This window comes from Erythrobacter mangrovi (assembly GCF_013260645.1).
In the GTDB taxonomy this organism is placed as follows: Bacteria; Pseudomonadota; Alphaproteobacteria; order Sphingomonadales; family Sphingomonadaceae; genus Qipengyuania; species Qipengyuania mangrovi.
In genome coordinates this window covers 2,244,210-2,262,886 of record NZ_CP053921.1, presented here as the reverse complement: position 1 = coordinate 2,262,886, position 18,677 = coordinate 2,244,210, and the positions used below count along the sequence as shown (strand labels likewise).

At 63.0% G+C, this 18,677-nt stretch carries 18 protein-coding genes; 9 read left to right on the top strand and 9 right to left on the bottom strand.

Annotated elements, in window-relative coordinates:
- Window positions 1–26 precede the first annotated feature (26 nt).
- From HQR01_RS11425 to HQR01_RS11385, 9 genes are all read left to right on the top strand, one after another.
- Window positions 27–674 carry an adenylate kinase gene (locus HQR01_RS11425; RefSeq protein WP_173214985.1) on the top strand — a complete coding sequence of 216 codons (648 nt, stop codon included), beginning with the start codon at window positions 27–29 and terminating at the stop codon, window positions 672–674.
- 64 nt (window positions 675–738) lie between these two features.
- Window positions 739–1,371: an SRPBCC family protein gene (locus tag HQR01_RS11420; RefSeq protein ID WP_188115101.1), complete on the top strand. Its 633-nt coding sequence runs from the start codon at window positions 739–741 to the stop codon at window positions 1,369–1,371.
- Between the two features lie 87 nt (window positions 1,372–1,458).
- Entirely contained in the window at window positions 1,459–2,820 is a 1,362-nt protein-coding gene (gene gdhA, locus HQR01_RS11415) for an NADP-specific glutamate dehydrogenase (protein WP_173214984.1), read from the top strand.
- Window positions 2,821–3,109: 289 nt separating this feature from the next.
- Complete coding sequence (rpsM, locus tag HQR01_RS11410; RefSeq protein WP_173214983.1) at window positions 3,110–3,478, top strand: 30S ribosomal protein S13; 369 nt, start codon at window positions 3,110–3,112, stop codon at window positions 3,476–3,478.
- Between the two features lie 53 nt (window positions 3,479–3,531).
- Entirely contained in the window at window positions 3,532–3,921 is a 390-nt protein-coding gene (gene rpsK, locus HQR01_RS11405; RefSeq protein WP_160607305.1) for a 30S ribosomal protein S11, read from the top strand.
- Window positions 3,922–4,028: 107 nt separating this feature from the next.
- Window positions 4,029–5,084, top strand: coding sequence for a DNA-directed RNA polymerase subunit alpha (locus HQR01_RS11400; RefSeq protein ID WP_173214982.1), 1,056 nt, complete (start codon window positions 4,029–4,031; stop codon window positions 5,082–5,084).
- Between the two features lie 90 nt (window positions 5,085–5,174).
- A complete protein-coding gene (gene rplQ, locus HQR01_RS11395) occupies window positions 5,175–5,594 on the top strand; it encodes a 50S ribosomal protein L17 (protein WP_173214981.1) in 420 nt (139 codons plus the stop codon).
- 341 nt (window positions 5,595–5,935) lie between these two features.
- On the top strand, window positions 5,936–6,526 hold the full coding sequence (locus HQR01_RS11390; protein ID WP_173214980.1) for a hypothetical protein: 591 nt from the start codon (window positions 5,936–5,938) through the stop codon (window positions 6,524–6,526).
- A gap of 123 nt (window positions 6,527–6,649) precedes the next feature.
- Window positions 6,650–7,387 (top strand): hypothetical protein, encoded by a 738-nt coding sequence (locus HQR01_RS11385; RefSeq protein ID WP_173214979.1) that lies wholly within the window; start codon window positions 6,650–6,652, stop codon window positions 7,385–7,387.
- On the opposite strand, the gene HQR01_RS11380 is transcribed toward HQR01_RS11385, so the two are convergent.
- The 9 genes from HQR01_RS11380 to mdh form a co-directional block, all read right to left on the bottom strand.
- Window positions 7,384–8,004: a trimeric intracellular cation channel family protein gene (locus HQR01_RS11380; RefSeq protein ID WP_173214978.1), complete on the bottom strand. Its 621-nt coding sequence runs from the start codon at window positions 8,002–8,004 to the stop codon at window positions 7,384–7,386. The two genes, HQR01_RS11385 and HQR01_RS11380, sit on opposite strands and share 4 nt — an antisense overlap.
- Entirely contained in the window at window positions 8,001–8,690 is a 690-nt protein-coding gene (locus HQR01_RS11375) for a PepSY domain-containing protein (protein ID WP_234030148.1), read from the bottom strand. Before HQR01_RS11375 ends, HQR01_RS11380 begins: the two co-directional genes overlap by 4 nt.
- Before the next feature lie 71 nt (window positions 8,691–8,761).
- Complete coding sequence (locus HQR01_RS11370; protein ID WP_173214976.1) at window positions 8,762–10,096, bottom strand: amidase family protein; 1,335 nt, start codon at window positions 10,094–10,096, stop codon at window positions 8,762–8,764.
- Window positions 10,097–10,153: 57 nt separating this feature from the next.
- Window positions 10,154–10,975, bottom strand: a complete 822-nt coding sequence (locus HQR01_RS11365) for a hypothetical protein (RefSeq protein ID WP_173214975.1) — start codon at window positions 10,973–10,975, stop codon at window positions 10,154–10,156.
- A gap of 40 nt (window positions 10,976–11,015) precedes the next feature.
- Window positions 11,016–12,428 (bottom strand): dihydrolipoyl dehydrogenase, encoded by a 1,413-nt coding sequence (lpdA, locus tag HQR01_RS11360; RefSeq protein ID WP_173214974.1) that lies wholly within the window; start codon window positions 12,426–12,428, stop codon window positions 11,016–11,018.
- Window positions 12,429–12,539: 111 nt separating this feature from the next.
- Window positions 12,540–13,766, bottom strand: a complete 1,227-nt coding sequence (gene odhB / locus HQR01_RS11355) for a 2-oxoglutarate dehydrogenase complex dihydrolipoyllysine-residue succinyltransferase (protein ID WP_173214973.1) — start codon at window positions 13,764–13,766, stop codon at window positions 12,540–12,542.
- 54 nt (window positions 13,767–13,820) lie between these two features.
- Window positions 13,821–16,619, bottom strand: a complete 2,799-nt coding sequence (locus HQR01_RS11350; protein WP_173214972.1) for a 2-oxoglutarate dehydrogenase E1 component — start codon at window positions 16,617–16,619, stop codon at window positions 13,821–13,823.
- 101 nt (window positions 16,620–16,720) lie between these two features.
- On the bottom strand, window positions 16,721–17,611 hold the full coding sequence (gene sucD / locus HQR01_RS11345) for a succinate--CoA ligase subunit alpha (protein WP_173214971.1): 891 nt from the start codon (window positions 17,609–17,611) through the stop codon (window positions 16,721–16,723).
- 38 nt (window positions 17,612–17,649) lie between these two features.
- Window positions 17,650–18,612 (bottom strand): malate dehydrogenase, encoded by a 963-nt coding sequence (mdh, locus tag HQR01_RS11340; RefSeq protein ID WP_173214970.1) that lies wholly within the window; start codon window positions 18,610–18,612, stop codon window positions 17,650–17,652.
- Window positions 18,613–18,677 lie beyond the last annotated feature (65 nt).

The window sequence follows — 18,677 nt, the reverse complement described above, 5'->3', positions numbered from 1 at the left end:
CGCAGGCGAAGGGGGACACGACTCTCATGGACATCATCCTTCTGGGCCCTCCGGGCGCAGGCAAGGGCACCCAGGCGCATCGGCTCGTCGAGCGCTATGGCATGCGCCAACTATCAACCGGCGATATGCTCCGTGCGGCGGTGAAGGCCGCTACACCGGTCGGTCTCAAGGCCAAGGCTGTCATGGACCGCGGCGAGCTGGTCTCGGACGAGATCGTGTCCGAGCTGATCGATGCCGAACTGGCGGCGATGGGCCCCGAAACCGGCGCGATCTTCGACGGGTACCCGCGGACTGCGGCACAGGCCGAAAGCCTCGATGCGATCCTTGCCAAGCATGACCGCAACCTCGATCACGTGATCGAACTCGAGGTGAACGAAGATGCCCTTGTCGAGCGTATCACCGGGCGCTTCACCTGCGCCAATTGCGGCGAAGGCTATCACGACGTATTCAAGCGCCCGGCGGTTGAAGGCGTCTGCGACAAGTGTGGTTCGACCGAGTTCAAGCGTCGCCCTGACGACAATGAAGAAACCGTCCGCACCCGGATGAAGGAATACCGCGCCAAGACCGCGCCGATCCTGCCGGGTTACGAGGCGCGCGGGGTTGTCAGCCGGGTCGATGGCATGGCTGCGATCGAAGATGTCGCGTCGGCGATCGACGCGATCCTTTCGCGCTGATTTCGCACCACCTTTCCAACCCTCTCCGCTTGGCCTAAGACCTCATCTCCAAAGGGAGTTGAGGATGTTTCGCTGCGCCGTTGCCATGCTTGCCGTTCTTGTCGCTACTCCTGTGGCGGCAGAGGTGGTGGAGACTCGTGCAGACGGTTTTGTGGTCCGCGACGCGGTAAGCGTGGCGGCCAACCCGCGGCAGACCTGGCTGGCACTCACCAAGCCTGGTGAGTGGTGGAGCGATGAGCACACCTGGTCGGGCGATGCGTCTAACATGACACTCACGCCGCAGGCTGGCGGTTGCTTCTGCGAGCGCATCCCGGGCCAAGACGGCAAGGACGGCTTTTCGCTCGATGGGAGCGTGTCGCATGCGATGGTAATCCAGGCTTACCCGCTCAAGGTTTTGCGGTTGCGCGGCGGGTTGGGTCCCTTGCAAAGCGAGCCGGCGGACGGTGTGCTGACGATGACTCTCAAGGAAATCGAGGGTGGGACCCGGGTCCTTTGGGAGTACAATGTGGGCGGGTCGATGCGCTACAAGCCTGCCGAACTGGCAAAGGCCGTCGATGGTGTATTGAGCCAGCAACTGGTGCGTCTTCGCGATCATCTTGGTGGGATCGACGACCCGGAGGTGCCGGTCGAGAATGCGAACGCAACAGACGAAGAACTCAGCCTCGAAACGCAGATTGACGCGTTGGAGAGAGAATAACCGCCTAGAGATCGTCCGGGCAACGGGCGCGCAGGTCGCACGAGAATCTTCCAGGCCCCGGCAGGGGCAGCAGCAGAGGTGTGACCTATGGCTTCGATATACGATCGGCACGTCGATTTCCCGACATTCATGGAAGGCGTGAAGCGCCGCAACCCGGGGCAGCCCGAATTCGTCCAGGCGGTCCAGGAAGTGGCGCAGGACATCTTCAGTTTCATCGAGGACAAGGAAGAATACCACGCTGCCCAGATCCTGCGCCGGATTGCGGAACCAGACCGGATCGTTTCCTTCCGGGTCTGCTGGGAGGACGACAACCACAACGTCCGCGTCCAGCGCGGGTGGCGCGTCCAGTGCAACAATGCCATCGGCCCCTACAAGGGCGGGATCCGCTTCCATCCCAGTGTGACCGAAGGGACGCTCAAGTTCCTCGCCTTCGAACAGACTTTCAAGAATTCGCTCACCGGCTTGCCGATGGGCGGCGGCAAGGGCGGTGCGAACTTCAATCCCAAGGGCAAGTCCGACGCGGAGGTCATGCGCTTCTGCCAGGCCTTCATGACCGAGCTCTATCGTCACATCGGCCCCGACACTGACGTGCCGGCGGGCGATATCGGCGTCGGTGCGCGCGAGATCGGCTACATGTTCGGCCAGTACAAGCGCATCACCAATCGCTGGGAAGGCGTACTGACGGGCAAGGGCACCGAATACGGCGGGTCGAAGATGCGGCCTGAAGCAACCGGCTATGGCGCGGTCTACTTCATGCAGAACATGCTCAAGCACGCCGGTAATGACGTTGCTGGGAAGACGGCCATCGTTTCCGGCTCCGGCAACGTGGCGACCCATGCGGCGGAGAAGCTCACCCAGCTCGGCGCCAAGGTACTGACCCTGTCCGACAGTGGCGGGTTTATCCATGATCCGGAAGGCTTGAACCAGGAGAAGATCGACTGGATCAAGCATCTCAAGAACGTGAAGCGCGGCCGGATCAGCGAGTATGCCGACCACTTCACCGGTTCAAGCTTCCATGCCGACAAGCGCCCGTGGGATGTGCCATGCGAACTGGCATTGCCCTGTGCAACGCAGAACGAACTCAATGAAGAGGAAGCCAGGGAACTAGTCGCCAACGGCGTCATCGCGGTGAGTGAAGGTGCGAACATGCCAACCACGCTCGACGGGGTGAAGGTGTTCCACGATGCGCACACGCTCTATGCACCGGGCAAGGCGGCGAATGCCGGTGGGGTCGCGGTCTCGGGCCTCGAGATGAGCCAGAACTCGGAGCGGATCAGCTGGAACCACGAACGGTTAGGCCAGATGCTGACCGAACTGATGGAAGGCATCCACGAGAAGTGCGTCGAATATGGCACGAGCGAAGGCGGCTATGTCGACTACGTCCGCGGGGCCAATATTGCGGGCTTCAAGAAGGTTGCCGACGCCATGCTCGCATTCGGGGTCATGTGAGAGGTTTTGACCTGCCGGATTTGCTGGTGTAGAGCGCGTGGATGAGGTGACGGACCGCCCTTTTTTGCGGCCCTGTTGCCTTGCGCGTGCAAGGCGGTTGACGCCTCGGGCGAATCCGCCTAAGCGCGCGGTTCATTCGACACTTGCGGTGAGTCCGGCAGGCGACAGCCTATGAGCGCGCCATCCGGGCTTTTTGCGTTATCTGCGTCCGCATGCGGTCGGTGAATTGAGCGATGAGATAGGGGTGCCGGCGCGTTCCGGCAGTTCCCTGTGGAGCATGGAGAAGTAAGTGGCTCGTATTGCCGGGGTCAATATCCCCACCAACAAGCGCGTTATCATCGCGCTCACCTACATTCACGGTATCGGCCGCACCACGGCCGTTGAGATCGCGAACAAGCTTGGTATCGATCACGCGCGTCGCGTGCAGGACCTCTCTGACGAGGAAGTGCTGCGCATCCGCGAGGCCATCGACGCCGACTACACGGTTGAAGGCGACCTTCGTCGCAACACCGCGATGAACATCAAGCGCCTGATGGATCTCAAGTCCTTCCGCGGCCTTCGTCATCGTGCCGGCCTGCCCGTTCGCGGCCAGCGTACCCACACCAATGCCCGTACCCGCAAGGGTAAGGCCAAGCCGATCGCCGGCAAGAAGAAGTAAGCCTGGGTCTCCCAGCGCTTTTCCCTTCTTGAGAGAATAGAGGAACACACACCATGGCACGCGAACCCGGCCGTATCAGGCGCCGCGACAAGAAGAACATTTCTTCCGGCGTTGCGCACATCAACGCCAGCTTCAACAACACCATGATCACCATCACCGACGCGCAGGGCAATGCCATCAGTTGGTCCAGCGCCGGCATGATGGGCTTCAAGGGCAGCCGCAAGTCGACGCCCTATGCCGCCCAGGTCGCCGCCGACGATGCGGGCCGCAAGGCCGCAGAGCACGGCGTGCGCACCCTTGAGGTCGAAGTGAAGGGCCCGGGCTCGGGTCGCGAGAGCGCACTGCGCGGTCTTGCGGCTGTGGGCTTCACCATTACTTCGATCCGCGACGTGACGCCGATCCCGCACAACGGGGTTCGCCCGTCCAAGCGTCGTCGCGTCTGATCCGTACCTGCCCGGCGTCCTGATAACAGGACGCCGACACTCTCCACGGACCGGGCGCTCTTGAGAAAGAGCTCCGGTCCTGCCCGCATCCGAACCAGGGGATATCCATGTCCGTCAACATCAAGAACTGGCAGGAACTCAAGAAACCCAACAGCCTTGAAATCAAGGATGGCGGCGACAAGAGCCGCAAGGCGACTTTCGTTGCCGAACCGCTAGAGCGTGGCTTTGGCCTGACGCTCGGCAACGCGCTGCGTCGCGTGCTGCTCAGCTCGCTCCAGGGCGCTGCGATCACCTCGATCAAGATCGAAGGTGTGCTGCACGAATTCTCCTCGCTCGCCGGTGTGCGCGAGGACGTGACCGACATCGTCCTGAACGTGAAGCAGATCGCGCTCAAGATGGAAGGCGAAGGCCTCAAGCGCCTGCAGCTCTCCGCCACAGGCCCCGCCGAAGTTAAGGCCGGCGATATCGCCGTGACCGGCGACATCGAGGTGATGAACAAGGATCTCGTGATCTGCCACCTCGACGAAGGCGCGACGCTCAACATGGAGCTCACCGCCGACACCGGTAAGGGCTATCGCCCGGCTGTCATGAACCGTCCGGTCGATGCGCCGATCGGCCTGATCCCGGTCGACTCGCTCTATTCGCCGGTTCGCCAGGTGAGCTACAAGGTCGAGAACGCCCGCGTTGGCCAGGAACTCGACTACGACAAGCTCTCGTTGAACGTCGAAACCGATGGCACCGTCACTCCGGAAGACGCCGTGGCCTATGCCGCGCGCATTCTCCAGGACCAGCTGACGCTGTTCGTCCACTTCGAGGATGGCATCCCGCAGCCGTCGAGCGCCATGATCGGCGTCGCCGCCGAGCCGCAGGAAAGCGACACCAACCAGCTCAACCGTTACCTGCTCAAGAAGGTCGACGAGCTCGAGCTGTCGGTGCGTTCGGCCAACTGCCTCAAGAACGACAACATCATCTACATCGGCGACCTGGTCCAGAAGACCGAGGCCGAGATGCTCCGCACGCCGAACTTCGGTCGCAAGTCGCTCAACGAGATCAAGGAAGTCCTGAGCTCGATGGGTCTGCGCCTCGGCATGGACATCCCGGGCTGGCCGCCTGAAAACATCGAGGAAATGGCCAAGAAGCTCGAACAGGAGCTGCTGGGCTAATACCTCGCAACGGGCATGGGCCGGACCCGCAATTCCGGCCCGTACCGGGCTACCTAGAACGGGCCCCTTACGAACGAAGGAAGTAGAGAAATGCGTCACAAACTTTCCGGCCGCAAGCTGCAGCGCAAGACCGGCCACCGCAACGCGATGTTCCGCAACATGGCTGCCGCGCTGGTGAAGCACGAGCAGATCATGACCACCGCCCCCAAGGCGAAGGAACTGCGTCCCTATGTCGAAAAGCTGATTACGCTGGCGAAGCGTGGCGGCCTGTCGAACCGCCGCCTGGCCATGAGCCGCCTTGGAGACGAGACCCAGCTGAAGAAGCTGTTCGACGTGCTGGCCGAGCGCTATTCCGACCGTGACGGCGGCTACACCCGCATCATCAAGGCGGGCTTCCGCGCTGGCGACGCTGCCCCCATGGCAGTGATCGAACTGGTCGACCGCGACGTCGACGCCAAGGGCCAGGACTCTGGCCCGGTGGTAAGCGAAGAAGAATTCGAAGACGCCTGAGGCGACACTCGATACGAAACACGGAGGGCCGGACAGGAAACTGTCCGGCCCTTTTCGTTTTGCTGAGCATGCCTACGCGGCACTTGAGGTGGTTAAGAAAAAGCGGTTTTTAGCTGAATAACTGGCGTTCCAATTGGGTCGCGTAAATGAGAGTCCCGGGCTCATGATTGGCAGCGCTCCGGGCCTAAATATCTGATAGAGAGCGTGAATTAACATTCATAAAAAGCGGTTTAAATATGAACAATGGCTGTCGCGGGAGTTCAGCGTCACCTCACTGCGAATCACATAGAAGAGGCTCAACCGAGGCAATCCCGCCGCGGTACTTCTGAGGAGAGCCTCACATGACCAAGAACCTCAAGTCCATTGCGAAGGGTGGGATCGCAACGGCTGCCGTCGGCGCCATGGCGCTTGCGGGAGCAACCCCAGCCCAGGCCCGTGACCGCGACCACGATGGTATTTCGGTCGGCGACGTAATCGCCGGCGCAGTCGTCATCGGCGGCATCGCCGCTATCGCCAGCGCAGCAAGCAGGGATCGCGATTACTATCGCGACGGTCGTTACTACCGCGACGGTCGTTACTATCGTGACGGCAATGCCTACCGCGACAACGCCTACGCGCACCGCGGCAATCCGCGCCGTGCGGTGGAACGCTGCGTCAACGCCGCGCGCCAGGATGCAAGGCGCTATGGCTACCGCTACGCCCAGGTAACCGATATTCGCGATGTGGATGACACCCGCTATGGCTGGAGGGTCAAGGGCAGGATGGTCGTCGACGGCAACTATGGCGGCGGCCGCTACGACCGCTGGGGCCACCGTGACCGGCATGATCGGTATGATCGCTGGAACGATCGCGATAGCGGCAGCTTCACCTGTTATGTCGAACGTGGTCGGGTGACCGACGTAGACTTCAAGGGCATCCGCGGCCTGCGGTGACCGCAGACAGTCCATGATCACCATCAAGCGGTTCAGGCTTCGTGCAGCCTGGACCGCCTAATTTCAGCTTGTCGTATCGCCGTGCGTGCCAGGTGGAGGTGCGCCTTGTGGGGTTTCGGGCCTATGCCGACCAAGTTCTCATTCTCTGCCATTCCGGCACTTGCTGCCGCTCTTTCACTCACCGCGACGCCGACTTCGGCAGCTGAGTTACCCGTGGCGACTAGCCACGTCGCTCTCGCGACCGGGCCTGCCTGGGCGCCAGGCGATGACACCGCGCATAACCATCGCTGGTATCGCTATCGTCGGCACCGTGGAGTCGATGCCGGTGACGTCCTCGCCGGGATACTGATCGTCGGCGGGATTGCCGCTATCGCCAGTGCCGCGTCGAATGCCGACCGTCGTTCGCGCGACGATTACCGCTACCGCTATCCTGAGCCTCGTCGCGACAGTTCGCGTTACAATGACAGCGACACCCGTGGGATTGATCGGGCCGTTTCGATCTGCAGCAATGAGATTGAGCGCAACGTCCGCATCGATTCGATCGATTCCGTAAACCGCACGGCGCAGGGCTGGCAGGTCAGCGGCGCGCTGTACAACGGTGACGGATTTAGCTGTTCCATCGGCAACAACGGGCGGATCGAGGCGATCAGCTATGGCAGTGGCGCCGATACCCCCTATCGCGGCGGAGATGCCGGCCAGGGCGACTACAGCTACGACCAGCAGGAAGACGCACAGTACGACGACGACACCTACGCACAGGCACGTGCGCGGGTCGATGGACAGGACGGCGCACAACCGGCCTACCCCGGTGGCCCACTGCCCGGCGAGGAGCCGATCGACGGTGACCTGAGCCGGACCTAATCCCGTTCGTAAGCGGGGAGGGCGAGTTTCCACCGGATTGCGGCAAGGCGCAGGCCGAACCCGGCGCTGGTGGCAATAACCCAGGCCCAAACTCGGGGCAGGCCGCTGGCGTCGCCAATCACGGTGACGGCGGCGGCGAGGGCGGCAGCGGTGACGTAAAGTTCGGGTTTCATCAGGATCGATGGGCGTCCGGCAATGACGTCGCGAATGATCCCGCCCGCACAGCCGGTGATGATCCCCATCAGTCCTGCGGGAACCGGCGGTAGCCCATATTCCAGCGCCTTGGCGGTGCCCAGCACGGCATAGGCGGCCAGGCCGAGACCGTCGGCAACCTGCAGCACGCTGCCTTCCCACCAGCGTGTGGGCGTGAACCAGGCAAACAACGCCATGCCGAGGCAGATCGCCGCGACCCAGGCGTCGTGAATCCAGAACACCGGCGCACCGATCAGCAAGTCGCGGATCGTGCCGCCACCGACCCCGGTGACGAGCGCGAAGAACGATAGAGTAACCAGGGTCTGCTTCTGGCGCGCAGCGACCAACGCGCCGGTCATGGCGAAGATTGCCACACCCGCGAGATCGAGCCAGTCGAGCAACGGGGTGAGCACTTCAGGGTTCATGTGGGCACTTTAACCCGTGCCTTGCGTCGACGGAACATCAGGATGCAGCCGAGCAGTGCACCGAACATCGAGAGCGCAGCGAAGGCTATCAGGATCGGATGATGGGTGTCCTCGCGGGTCTGGAGGTCCATGATGTGAAGCCCCCACATGAAATCGTAGAAGCGCCACCAGCGTGTGCGCACGGCTTCGATCTGCCCACTTTCGATACCAACGTAGACGTTGGTGCCATCGGCCAGCATCACCTGCCACACCGGCATTTCACGACGGAAGTCGAAAGGAACCGCATCGGCGGGGAAGCGCTTCACGTCGGCCACCTTGTCGCCGCCGGAAATCGCCTCCGCCACAATCAGCCGTGCTTCGACATCGGTCAGCGGACCCATCTTGCTGCCGTCCGCGCGAAACCGCTCGGCCGTGCCGTCCATATAGGCAATCCGGGTCACCGTTTCGCCGCGCTCCACCTGGGTGGTGACCGCGCGCACCGGCCTGGTGGTTCCCGATGGCAGGGAAACCGCAATATTGGTGTCTGCCGGCAAGGCCTGCTCTGGCAGTTCCTTGCGCAGGTCCGTCCCGCGTACCGTCTCGATCGGCCTTGCGACCATGACCAAGCCGGAAACGGTCCACATGAGCACCGGCACGCCGACCAACCAGCCAAGCCAGATATGCCACTTGGCGAATTTTCGCATCATGCGCTGCTGCGCCAAAACCCTTCTCCCGCGACCATTGCTATCAATCGGCCGCGAGCCATGCCGGAGCTTGGCTAATCGTGCAACAGCCGTCCGATCGCACCGGCTGCCGCGATGCAATCGAAGTCGCCCCAGCGCGGTCCCATCACCTGCATGCCGCAGGGAAGGTTGTCCGTCCCCCCCACCGGCACGACGGTTGACGGAAGGTTGGGGAAGGTCGCCAGGCCCGCCCAGGCGAGCATGTCGGCGAATGCGCTGTCCTTGCCGTTGATGGTGATCCGGCGATCACGGATCGGCGTCTGGTCGTGCGGATAGGCGAGCACTGCCAACGGCGGGGCGAGGACGAAGTCGTACTCCGCAAAGACGTCGCCCCAGGCGTATTCGTTGCGCGCCTGTACATCGAGCAACTGGTAGTAGTCGGCGAGCGCCATCACCTGCCCATCGGGGCCGGGCCGGCCGCGGGCCATCGCCGTGTTGAGCAAGCGGAGATAATTGGCATGCTGCTCGGTCAGGTTGGGCAACAGCTTAGACGAACGATCGACCGTGATGCCCGCGCGTTCCATTTCGTCGAGCGCGGCTTCGATCGGTCCGCGCACCGCCGCGTCGATCTCGCTGATCGGATGATCGAGGACCGCGAGGAAGCGGCAATCGGCCAGCGGCTTGTGGCTGCGGATCAAGGGGAAACTGGTCGTCACATCGAGCAAGATGTCGAGGTCTTCGGCCGAACGGGCCATGGGGCCCACCACCGACAGGGGACCATCATGGACGTCGTGGTGCCCTGCCATTGGATGCGTGTGACCGCGGCGACTGACCAGGCCAAAGCTGGTCTTGTGTCCGTAGATTCCGTTGAAATGGGCGGGATTGCGGATCGAGCTGCCAATGTCGCTGCCGTATTCGCAGGGCACCATGCCGCTGGCCACGGCCGCCGCGCCGCCGCCTGAGGAGCCACCGGCAACGAGGTTGTGATCGTGTGGATTGTTGGTCCGGCCATAGACCGGATTGTCGCTCTGCAGATCGGCGAGGTCGGGCGGGACATTGGTCTTGCCCAGAATGATCGCCCCGGCCGCCTTGAGCCGCTTGACCACCACCGCATCTTCGCGCGCAATATGGTCGGCGAACTGGAGGTGGCCGAAGGTTGTCGGCAGGCCCGTGATATTGAAGCTTTCCTTGACCGTCATCGGCACGCCGAACAGCGGCTGGTCGTCGTTCGCCTTACGCGCGTCCATCGTCTTGGCGGTCTCCAGCGCACGCTCGAAGTCAGTCACGACGACCGCATTGATGTGCGCATCGTGGTGCTCGATACGCGCGATCGCAGCTTCGACCGCTTCGTGAGGCGACAGGTCACCCCGGCGGATCATTGCCGCGGTTTCCAGCGCGCCGGGCTTCTTCGTCAATCTTGGATAGGCCATGCAAACTCCCCTCTCGCTCGGCATCCTAAGGTCGAGGGCGGGTCGGAGCAAATACTCTTAGTGACTGGTAGCAGGCCCGAATTTCTCATCACCGCGCGCACAACCCAAACCCAGCGCGAGACCGAACCCAATGATCGGAGCGGCGCCGTGACCGATCAGGATACTCGGATAGTTCGAGAGGATCGCGGCGAGGGAAAAGCCGAAGAGTGTGCCCGCGAGCGCACGCCGGGTGAGGGGATCGGCCGGCAAGGCGTGGAGGATGAGGAAGAAACATGCCAGCAGCGTGACGAGCAATCCAAGTGCCGTGAGCGGGGCTTCAAAGAGGAGCGAGTGGAGCACGCGCTCGACGAAAGGCAGGGCCGCAAGCTCGCCATGTATGGCCATCACCATGCTGGCGAAGAAAGCGACGATAATGAAGACACCGTATTTCCAGTCGCGATCGGCCTCGTAGAAGCCAACCCCGGCCAGCATCAACGCAAGGCCGGTGGCCATGTCCGGCTGGAGCGAAGCTGCCAAGAGCGCAGTCGCAAGGATCGATGGCGCATAGTCTTCGTCCCGTGCGGCAAGCACAGCCAGCGCAGGGACTACGAGCGTCCCCACGTGAAGCTGGACCGGGCCCAGCGGGAGCCAGCGAGCTATACCGAGGATCTCGGGCCCAGTCGCCAGCGGCACGAACAGCGCCGCGAGGAATACTAGCGTCATCCCGCGACGCAGCCGGATGCCGAGCGCCGGGCTCCACAAGATCGGCAAGGTTCCGATGGCCAATGCACCGGCGTTGATGGCCAGATACGATGTCGGTGCGCCGAAGCGACAAAGATAGAGCAGGCCCGCGAGAACGGGGATTGCCAGGGCGAGCAGGGCGATTGTCCGTGCTCGCATTCAGCGTGATCCCGAGATGGCGATTGCCCGCGCCATGCCTTCAGATGTGGATCGGCTTGCCCTGTACGCCCATGGCCGCTTCCTTGATTGCCTCAGAATGCGTCGGGTGGGCGTGGCAGGTGTAGGCGATATCCTCGCTGGTGGCACCGAACTCCATCGCTTGTGCGGCCTGCGCGATCATCGTCCCGGCAACGCTGGCAATTGCCCAGACGCCCAGTACGCGGTCGGATTCGGCGTCGGCGATGACCTTTACGAAGCCATCGGGCTCGTGATTGGTCTTGGCGCGACTGTTCGCCATCATAGGGAACTTGCCGACCTTGACCTTGGTCTTGTCACCACCGGCCTTTGCGATCGCTTCTTCCTGCGTCAGGCCGACGCCGGCGAATTCGGGCCAGGTGTAGACGACGCCGGGAATTACATCGTGGTTCACGATGCCGGTCTGCCCCGCGACGTTTTCGGCACAGGCGATGCCTTCGTCTTCCGCCTTGTGCGCCAGCATCGGGCCGGGGATCACGTCGCCGACGGCCCAGACGCCATCGACCTTGGTGCGGAACTCATGATCGGTCTCGATCTGGCCACGCTGGTTGAGCTCGAGCCCGATATTCTCGAGGCCCAGGCCCGTCGTGTTCGGGCGCCGGCCAATCGACACGAGCACGCAATCGGCCTCCAGCGTCTCGCTCTCGCCGCCAGCGGCGGGCTCAAGCGTCAGCGTGGCCTTCTTGCCCTTGACCGTGCAGCCGGTGACCTTGGTCGACAGGCGCAGTTCCATGCCCTGCTTCTTGAAGATCTTGGCCGCTTCCTTGCGCACATCTCCGTCCATGCCGGGCAGCAGCTGGTCGAGGAATTCTACCACGATCACCTCGGCGCCCAGGCGCCGCCAGACCGAGCCGAGTTCAAGCCCGATCACGCCGCCGCCGATGACGACCATCTTCTTCGGCACGGCCTTGAGTTCCAGCGCGCCGGTTGAATCGACCACCACCTGCTTGTCGTTGTCGATCTCGACGCCCGGGAGCGGGGTGACCGAAGAACCGGTGGCGATGATCACGTTCTTTGCGGTAACCGTTTCGTCGCCGACCTTGACCGTATGCGCATCCTGGAAGGTGGCGAAACCCTTCTTCCAGTCGACCTTGTTCTTCTTGAACAGGAATTCGATGCCGCCGGTGAGCTGCTTGACTGCGTCGCGGCGCTGGCCGTGCATGACATCGAGGTTGAGCTTGGGAGTCACCTCGATGCCCATGTTCGCCATGGTGCCGTTCTTCGCCGCGTCGAAATACTCGCTCGCATGCAGCATCGCCTTGGACGGGATACAACCGACGTTGAGGCAGGTCCCGCCCAGCGTTTCGCGGCTTTCCGCACAAGCGGTCTTCAGCCCCAGCTGCGCTGCCCGGATCGCGGCAACGTAGCCACCCGGGCCAGCACCGATGACGAGGAGATCGTAGTCGTATTCAGCCATTTCCAACTCCGTGACGCACGCTCATCAACAAGGTTGAGGCGAACGGCCCTTTGCACATTTACCCAACCCCGCTTCACCCCAACCCCTTGGAGGGTGCGTACGGCGTCGGCTTTACAGGTCGATCAGCATCCGCGTGGGATCTTCGATCGCTTCCTTGATGATCTTCAGCGCGGTCACCGCTTCGCGGCCGTCGATCAGGCGGTGGTCATAGGATAGCGCGATGTACATCATCGGGCGGATCACGATCTCGCCATTGCGGACCACCGGGCGGTCCTCGATACGGTGCAGGCCGAGAACGGCGCTCTGCGGCGGGTTGATGATCGGGGTCGACATCAGCGATCCGAAGACACCGCCGTTGGAAATGGTGAAGGTGCCGCCCTTCATGTCTTCCATCGTCAGCGTGCCGTCCTTGGCGCGCTTGCCGAAGTCGGCGATATCCTTCTCGATCTGCGCAAAGCCCTTGGCCTGGCAGTCGCGGACCACCGGAACCACAAGTCCGTTGGGCGCCGAGACGGCTACTGAAATGTCGACGTAGTCGTGATAAATGATCTCGTCGCCTTCGATGTAGGCATTGACGGCCGGAACATCCTTCAGCGCCAGGCAGGCGGCCTTGGCGAAGAAGCCCATGAAGCCAAGCCGTACATCGTGCTTCTTCGCGAACAGGTCCTTGTACTTGTCGCGTGCTTCCATCACCGCAGACATGTCGACATCGTTGAAGGTCGTCAGCAGCGCGGCCGTATCCTGCGCGCTCTTGAGACGCTTGGCGATGGTCTGGCGCATGCGGGTCATCTTGACCCGTTCCTCGCGGCGCTCGCCGGTAGCAAGCGGCGCGGCGGCGGGGGCGGGGGCAGATGCCGGGGTGGCAACGTCCGTCTTCTTCGCCTCGGCGGCGGCGATCACATCTTCCTTGGTCAGGCGGCCGTCCTTGCCGGTGCCCTTGATGGTCGAGGGATCGACCCCGTGTTCAAGCACGGCGCGGCGTACAGCGGGGCTGAGGGTCTGCGCGGCGTCGATGCTCTCCGCCTTGGCCTGGGCGGGTGCTGGTGCAGGCGCCGGGGCGGCGGCAGGTGCCTCGCTCGCTGCCGCGGTAGCGGCTGCGCCACTCTCGCCCACAACTGCGATGATTGCGCCGACCTCGACCGTATCGCCTACGGCTACGCGGAATTCGGTAATCGTCCCGGCGACAGGCGAAGGCGCTTCGACCGCGACCTTGTCGGTCTCGAGGCTGGCAATCGGCTCATCGATCTTGACCGTGTCGCCGACCTTCTTGAGCAGTTCGCCGATGGTCGCTTCGGTGACCGATTCACCCAGCGTGGGGACTTTGACTTCAGTAGGCATAGAGTTTCCTCAGGCCTCCCCATCTCATTCGGGGGAGGGCTTGGCCGTAGTGGACTAGGTAAGACCGAGAGCGCTGGCGACCAGCGCCTCCTGTTGTTGCTGGTGGCGGGTGGCATAGCCCGTTGCGGGCGAGGCAGACACATCGCGCCCGGCATAGCTTGGGCGTAGGTCCGGCTTGCCGGCGGCCTGCGCGGCCTCTTCAATCAGGCGGTCGACAAAGAACCAGGCGCCGTTGTTCTTGGACTCTTCCTGGCACCAGACGATCTCCTTGAGGTTGGTCATGCGCTTAAGACGCACGGCCAGCGGTTCGCCGGGGAAGGGATAGAGCTGCTCGATCCGAACCACCGAAACATCCTCTAGACCGGCCTCGTCGCGTGCCTGCATGAGATCGTAGGCGACCTTGCCGCTGCACAGCACAAGGCGCCGGACCTTCTTGTCGTCGATCGTCTTGAGGTCCGACTTGATCCGCATGAAGTGGTGTTCGCCGAGGAATTCCTCCGCATCCGACTTCGCCAACGGATGGCGCAGCAAGCTCTTGGGGGTCATGATCACCAACGGCTTGCGGAAGCTGCGCAGCATCTGACGGCGGAGCACATGGAAGTAGTTCGCCGGCGTGGTGATGTTGCAGACGCAGATGTTGTCGTTGGCGCAAAGCTGCAGGAAGCGCTCGAGGCGAGCCGAGCTGTGTTCTGGACCTTGGCCTTCGTAGCCGTGCGGCAGCAGCAACACGAGTCCGTTGGCGCGCAGCCACTTGGCTTCGCCCGCAGCGATGAACTGGTCGATCATGATCTGCGCACCGTTGGCGAAGTCGCCAAACTGCGCTTCCCACAGCACCAGTGTCTTGGGGTCGGCCATGGCGAAGCCGTATTCGAATCCGAGCACGCCATATTCTGACAGCGGGCTGTCGTAGACCTCGAACTTGCCGTGCGGCAGCGTGCCCAGCGGAACGAACTTGCGTTCGGTCTTCTGGTCGGTCCACACCGCGTGCCGCTGGCTGAAGGTGCCGCGACCCGAATCTTGGCCCGACAGGCGCACGCCGAACCCTTCAGTGACGAGGCTGCCGAAAGCGAGCGCTTCGCCTGTTGCCCAGTCGAACCCTTCGCCGCTTTCGAACATCTGCCGCTTGGCGTCGATCACGCGGCCCAGCGTCTTGTGGATCACCAAATCATCGGGGACCGTGGTAAGCGTGCGACCAAGGCTGTCGAACAGCTTGCGCTCGATCGCGGTATCGACGTTGCGTCGTGCGGTTTCCGGATCGGCAGGCTTGTTCATGCCGGCCCAGCGGCCACCGAACCAGTCGGCCTGGTCGGGCTCGTAGTCCTTTGCCGCCGCGAATTCCTGTTCCAGGTGATCGATGAAATCGGCGATCAGCTGGTCGGCATAGCCGTCATCGATGACGCCTTCTTCGACCAGGCGGGCGGCGTAGATCTCGCTCACCTTGGGGTGGCTGCGGATCTGATCGTACATCAGCGGCTGGGTGAAGCTCGGTTCGTCGCCTTCGTTGTGGCCGAAGCGGCGATAACACCACATGTCGATAACGATGTCGCGACCGAAGCGCTGGCGGTACTCGATCGCCAGCTTGCAGGCGAAGGTCACCGCTTCGGGATCGTCACCGTTGACGTGCAGGATCGGCGCCTGGACACCCTTCGCAACGTCGGAGGGGTAGGGTGACGATCTGGCAAATTGTGGGCTGGTCGTGAAACCAATTTGGTTATTAATCACGAAGTGCAGGCAGCCGCCGGTGTTGTAGCCGCGCACACCGGAGAAGCCGAGGCACTCCCATACGATGCCCTGGCCCGCAAAGGCGGCGTCGCCGTGCAGCAGGACCGGCAGGACCTGCTCGTGCTTCTTCAGGTCGTCGCGGATCGCCTGCTGCGCGCGGGTCTTGCCCAGCACGACCGGGTTCACGGCCTCGAGGTGCGAAGGGTTGGGGACCAGGCTCATGTGCACCGAAATCCCGTCGAACTCACGGTCGGTGCTGGTGCCGAGGTGGTACTTCACGTCGCCCGAACCGCCGACATCGTCGGGGTTGGCCGAACCGCCTGAGAATTCGTGGAAGATGACCTTGTACGGCTTGCCCATCACGTTCGCGAGGACGTTGAGGCGGCCACGGTGCGCCATGCCGTAGATGATCTCACGCACGCCCGCGCTGCCGCCGTGCTTGATCACGGCCTCGAGCGCCGGGATCATCGATTCACCACCATCGAGGCCGAACCGCTTGGTGCCGACGTACTTCTTGCCGAGGAACTTTTCGTACTGTTCGCCGCGGATCACGGCGGCCAAGATCGCGCGCTTACCTTCGGGGGTAAACTGGATCACCTCGTCGGGTAGCTCGAACCGTTCCTGCAGGAAGCGCCGTTCTTCGGTGTCGGCGATATGCATGTATTCGAGGCCGACGTGGCCACAGTAGGTTTCCTTCAGCGCCTGGAGCAGTTCGCCGACCTTGACCCATTCGTAACCGAAGGCGCCGCCGACATAGACTTCCTTGTCCGGCTGGCCGCCGAAGCCATTGCCTTCCAGCGTCAGTTCGGCCGGGCATTCGCGATGCGACAACCCCAGCGGATCGAGATTAGCCGCCAGGTGTCCGCGCACGCGGAACAGCCGGATCAGCAGCATGGCGCGGATGCTGTCATCCGCCGCCTGCTCGATCGCCTTGGGGTCGAGCGCCTTGCCAGCCTGCTTGGCTGCCTGCGCAACCGCAAGCCGCATCTGCGTCGGGTCCAGCGCCGCCGTCAGGTCCGCGTCGCTATCGACGACGTCGGCCAGCCACCGCGGGTTGGCCCAGCTGGGGCCGGGTTGCGGGCCGTCCTGGTTGCCCAGTTCGGGAAGGAAATCGTGGCTCTCGTTACCCATCAGGGTCACCTTCTGCGCCGACCCACTGTCGGCTCGTTAAACCAATGCTCGAACGACGCGGAAGGCTCCCGGGGAGGAGGTGTCCTGTCCGCAATTGTCGTTCAGACGAGTTCCTTCAGCAGCGCGTCGAGCGTGGTGCCGAGTTCGCTGGGCGAAGGAGACACGCGGATGCCCGCGGCTTCCATCGCGGCGATCTTGTCTTCGGCGCCGCCCTGGCCACCCGAAACGATCGCACCGGCATGGCCCATACGACGGCCCGGAGGGGCGGTGCGCCCAGCGATGAAACCGACCATCGGCTTCTTGATGCCCTGCTTCGCCTTGTGGGCGATGAATTCGGCGGCTTCTTCTTCGGCGCTGCCGCCGATTTCGCCGATCATGATGATCGACTTGGTCTCGTCATCCTTGAGGAAGAGATCGAGCACGTCGATGAAGTTGGTGCCATTGACCGGGTCGCCGCCGATGCCGACCGCGGTGGTCTGGCCCAGGCCGACCATGGTGGTCTGGTGCACGGCTTCATAGGTCAGCGTGCCCGAGCGTGAAACGACGCCGACCGAGCCCTTCTGGAAGATCGAGCCCGGCATGATGCCGATCTTGCATTCGCCGGGGGTCAGCACGCCGGGGCAGTTGGGGCCGATCAGGCGCGACTTCGAACCGTCGAGCGCGCGCTTCACGCGCACCATGTCGAGCACTGGAATGCCCTCGGTAATGCAGACGATCAGTTCGACCTCGGCATCGATCGCCTCGAGGATCGAGTCCGCGGCGAATGGCGGCGGGACGTAGATGCACGATGCGGTCGCGCCGGTCGCAGCCTTGGCTTCGGCGACGGTGTTGTACACCGGCAGGCCGATATGCTCGCTGCCGCCCTTGCCCGGGGTGACGCCCGCAACCATCTGCGTGCCATAGGCCAGCGCCTGCTGCGTGTGGAAGGTGCCGGTATCGCCGGTCATCCCCTGGGTGATGACCTTGGTATTCTTGTCGACGAGGATGCTCACGTAAGCCTCTCCTTGAAAATCAATGTATGAAGGGTTGCTCAGGCGAGCGAATTGTCGAGGGCCTTGCAGGCCACCAGCAGTTCCTCGACCGCGTCGGTCGAGACCTTGAGGTTGGCCTTTTCTTCGTCCGACAGGGCGATTTCGACCACGTCCTCGATGCCGTTCGCGCCGATCACGGCGGGGACACCGACATAGAGACCGTCGAGGCCATACTTGCCCTCGACAAAGGCCGCGACGGGAAGGATGCGCTTCTGGTCGCCGAGATAGGCTTCGGCCATGGCGATCGCGCTGGTGGCCGGGGCGTAATAGGCCGAACCGGTCTTGAGCAGGCCGACGATCTCGCCGCCGCCCGAGCGGGTGCGCTGGACGATCGCATCGATGCGGTCTTCGCTGATGCCCTTGATCTTGGCGTAATCCTTGACCGGGATGCCATTGATCGTGGTGTAGCTGGTGACAGGAACCATGGTGTCGCCGTGGCCGCCGAGCACAAAGGCGTTTACGTCCTTCACCGAAACGCCGAACTCCCAAGCGAGGAAGGTGGCAAAGCGCGCGCTGTCGAGAACGCCGGCCATGCCGACGACCTTGTTGTGCGGCAGGCCGCTGAATTCGCGCAGCGCCCAGACCATCGCGTCGAGCGGGTTGGTGATGCAGATCACGAAAGCGTCGGGGCAGTTGTTCTTGATGCCTTCGCCGACCGCCTTCATGACCGAGAGGTTGATGCCCAGCAGGTCGTCACGGCTCATGCCCGGCTTGCGCGGCACGCCCGCGGTGACGATCACCACGTCGGCACCGGCGATGTCGGCATAGTCATTGGTGCCGGTGATCTTCGCGTCGAAGCCCTCGACCGGGCCGCACTGCGACAGGTCCAGCGCCTTGCCCTGCGGAATGCCCTCAGCGATGTCGAACAGGACGATGTCGCCCATTTCCTTCTTCGCCGCGAGGTGAGCGAGGGTTCCGCCGATCATGCCGGAACCGATGAGGGCGATCTTCTTGCGTGCCATCAGGGGGAGGGTCCTTTTCCTGCCGCGGGACCGCGTTGAAACCCTGACCGAAATTCGGGCCGCGC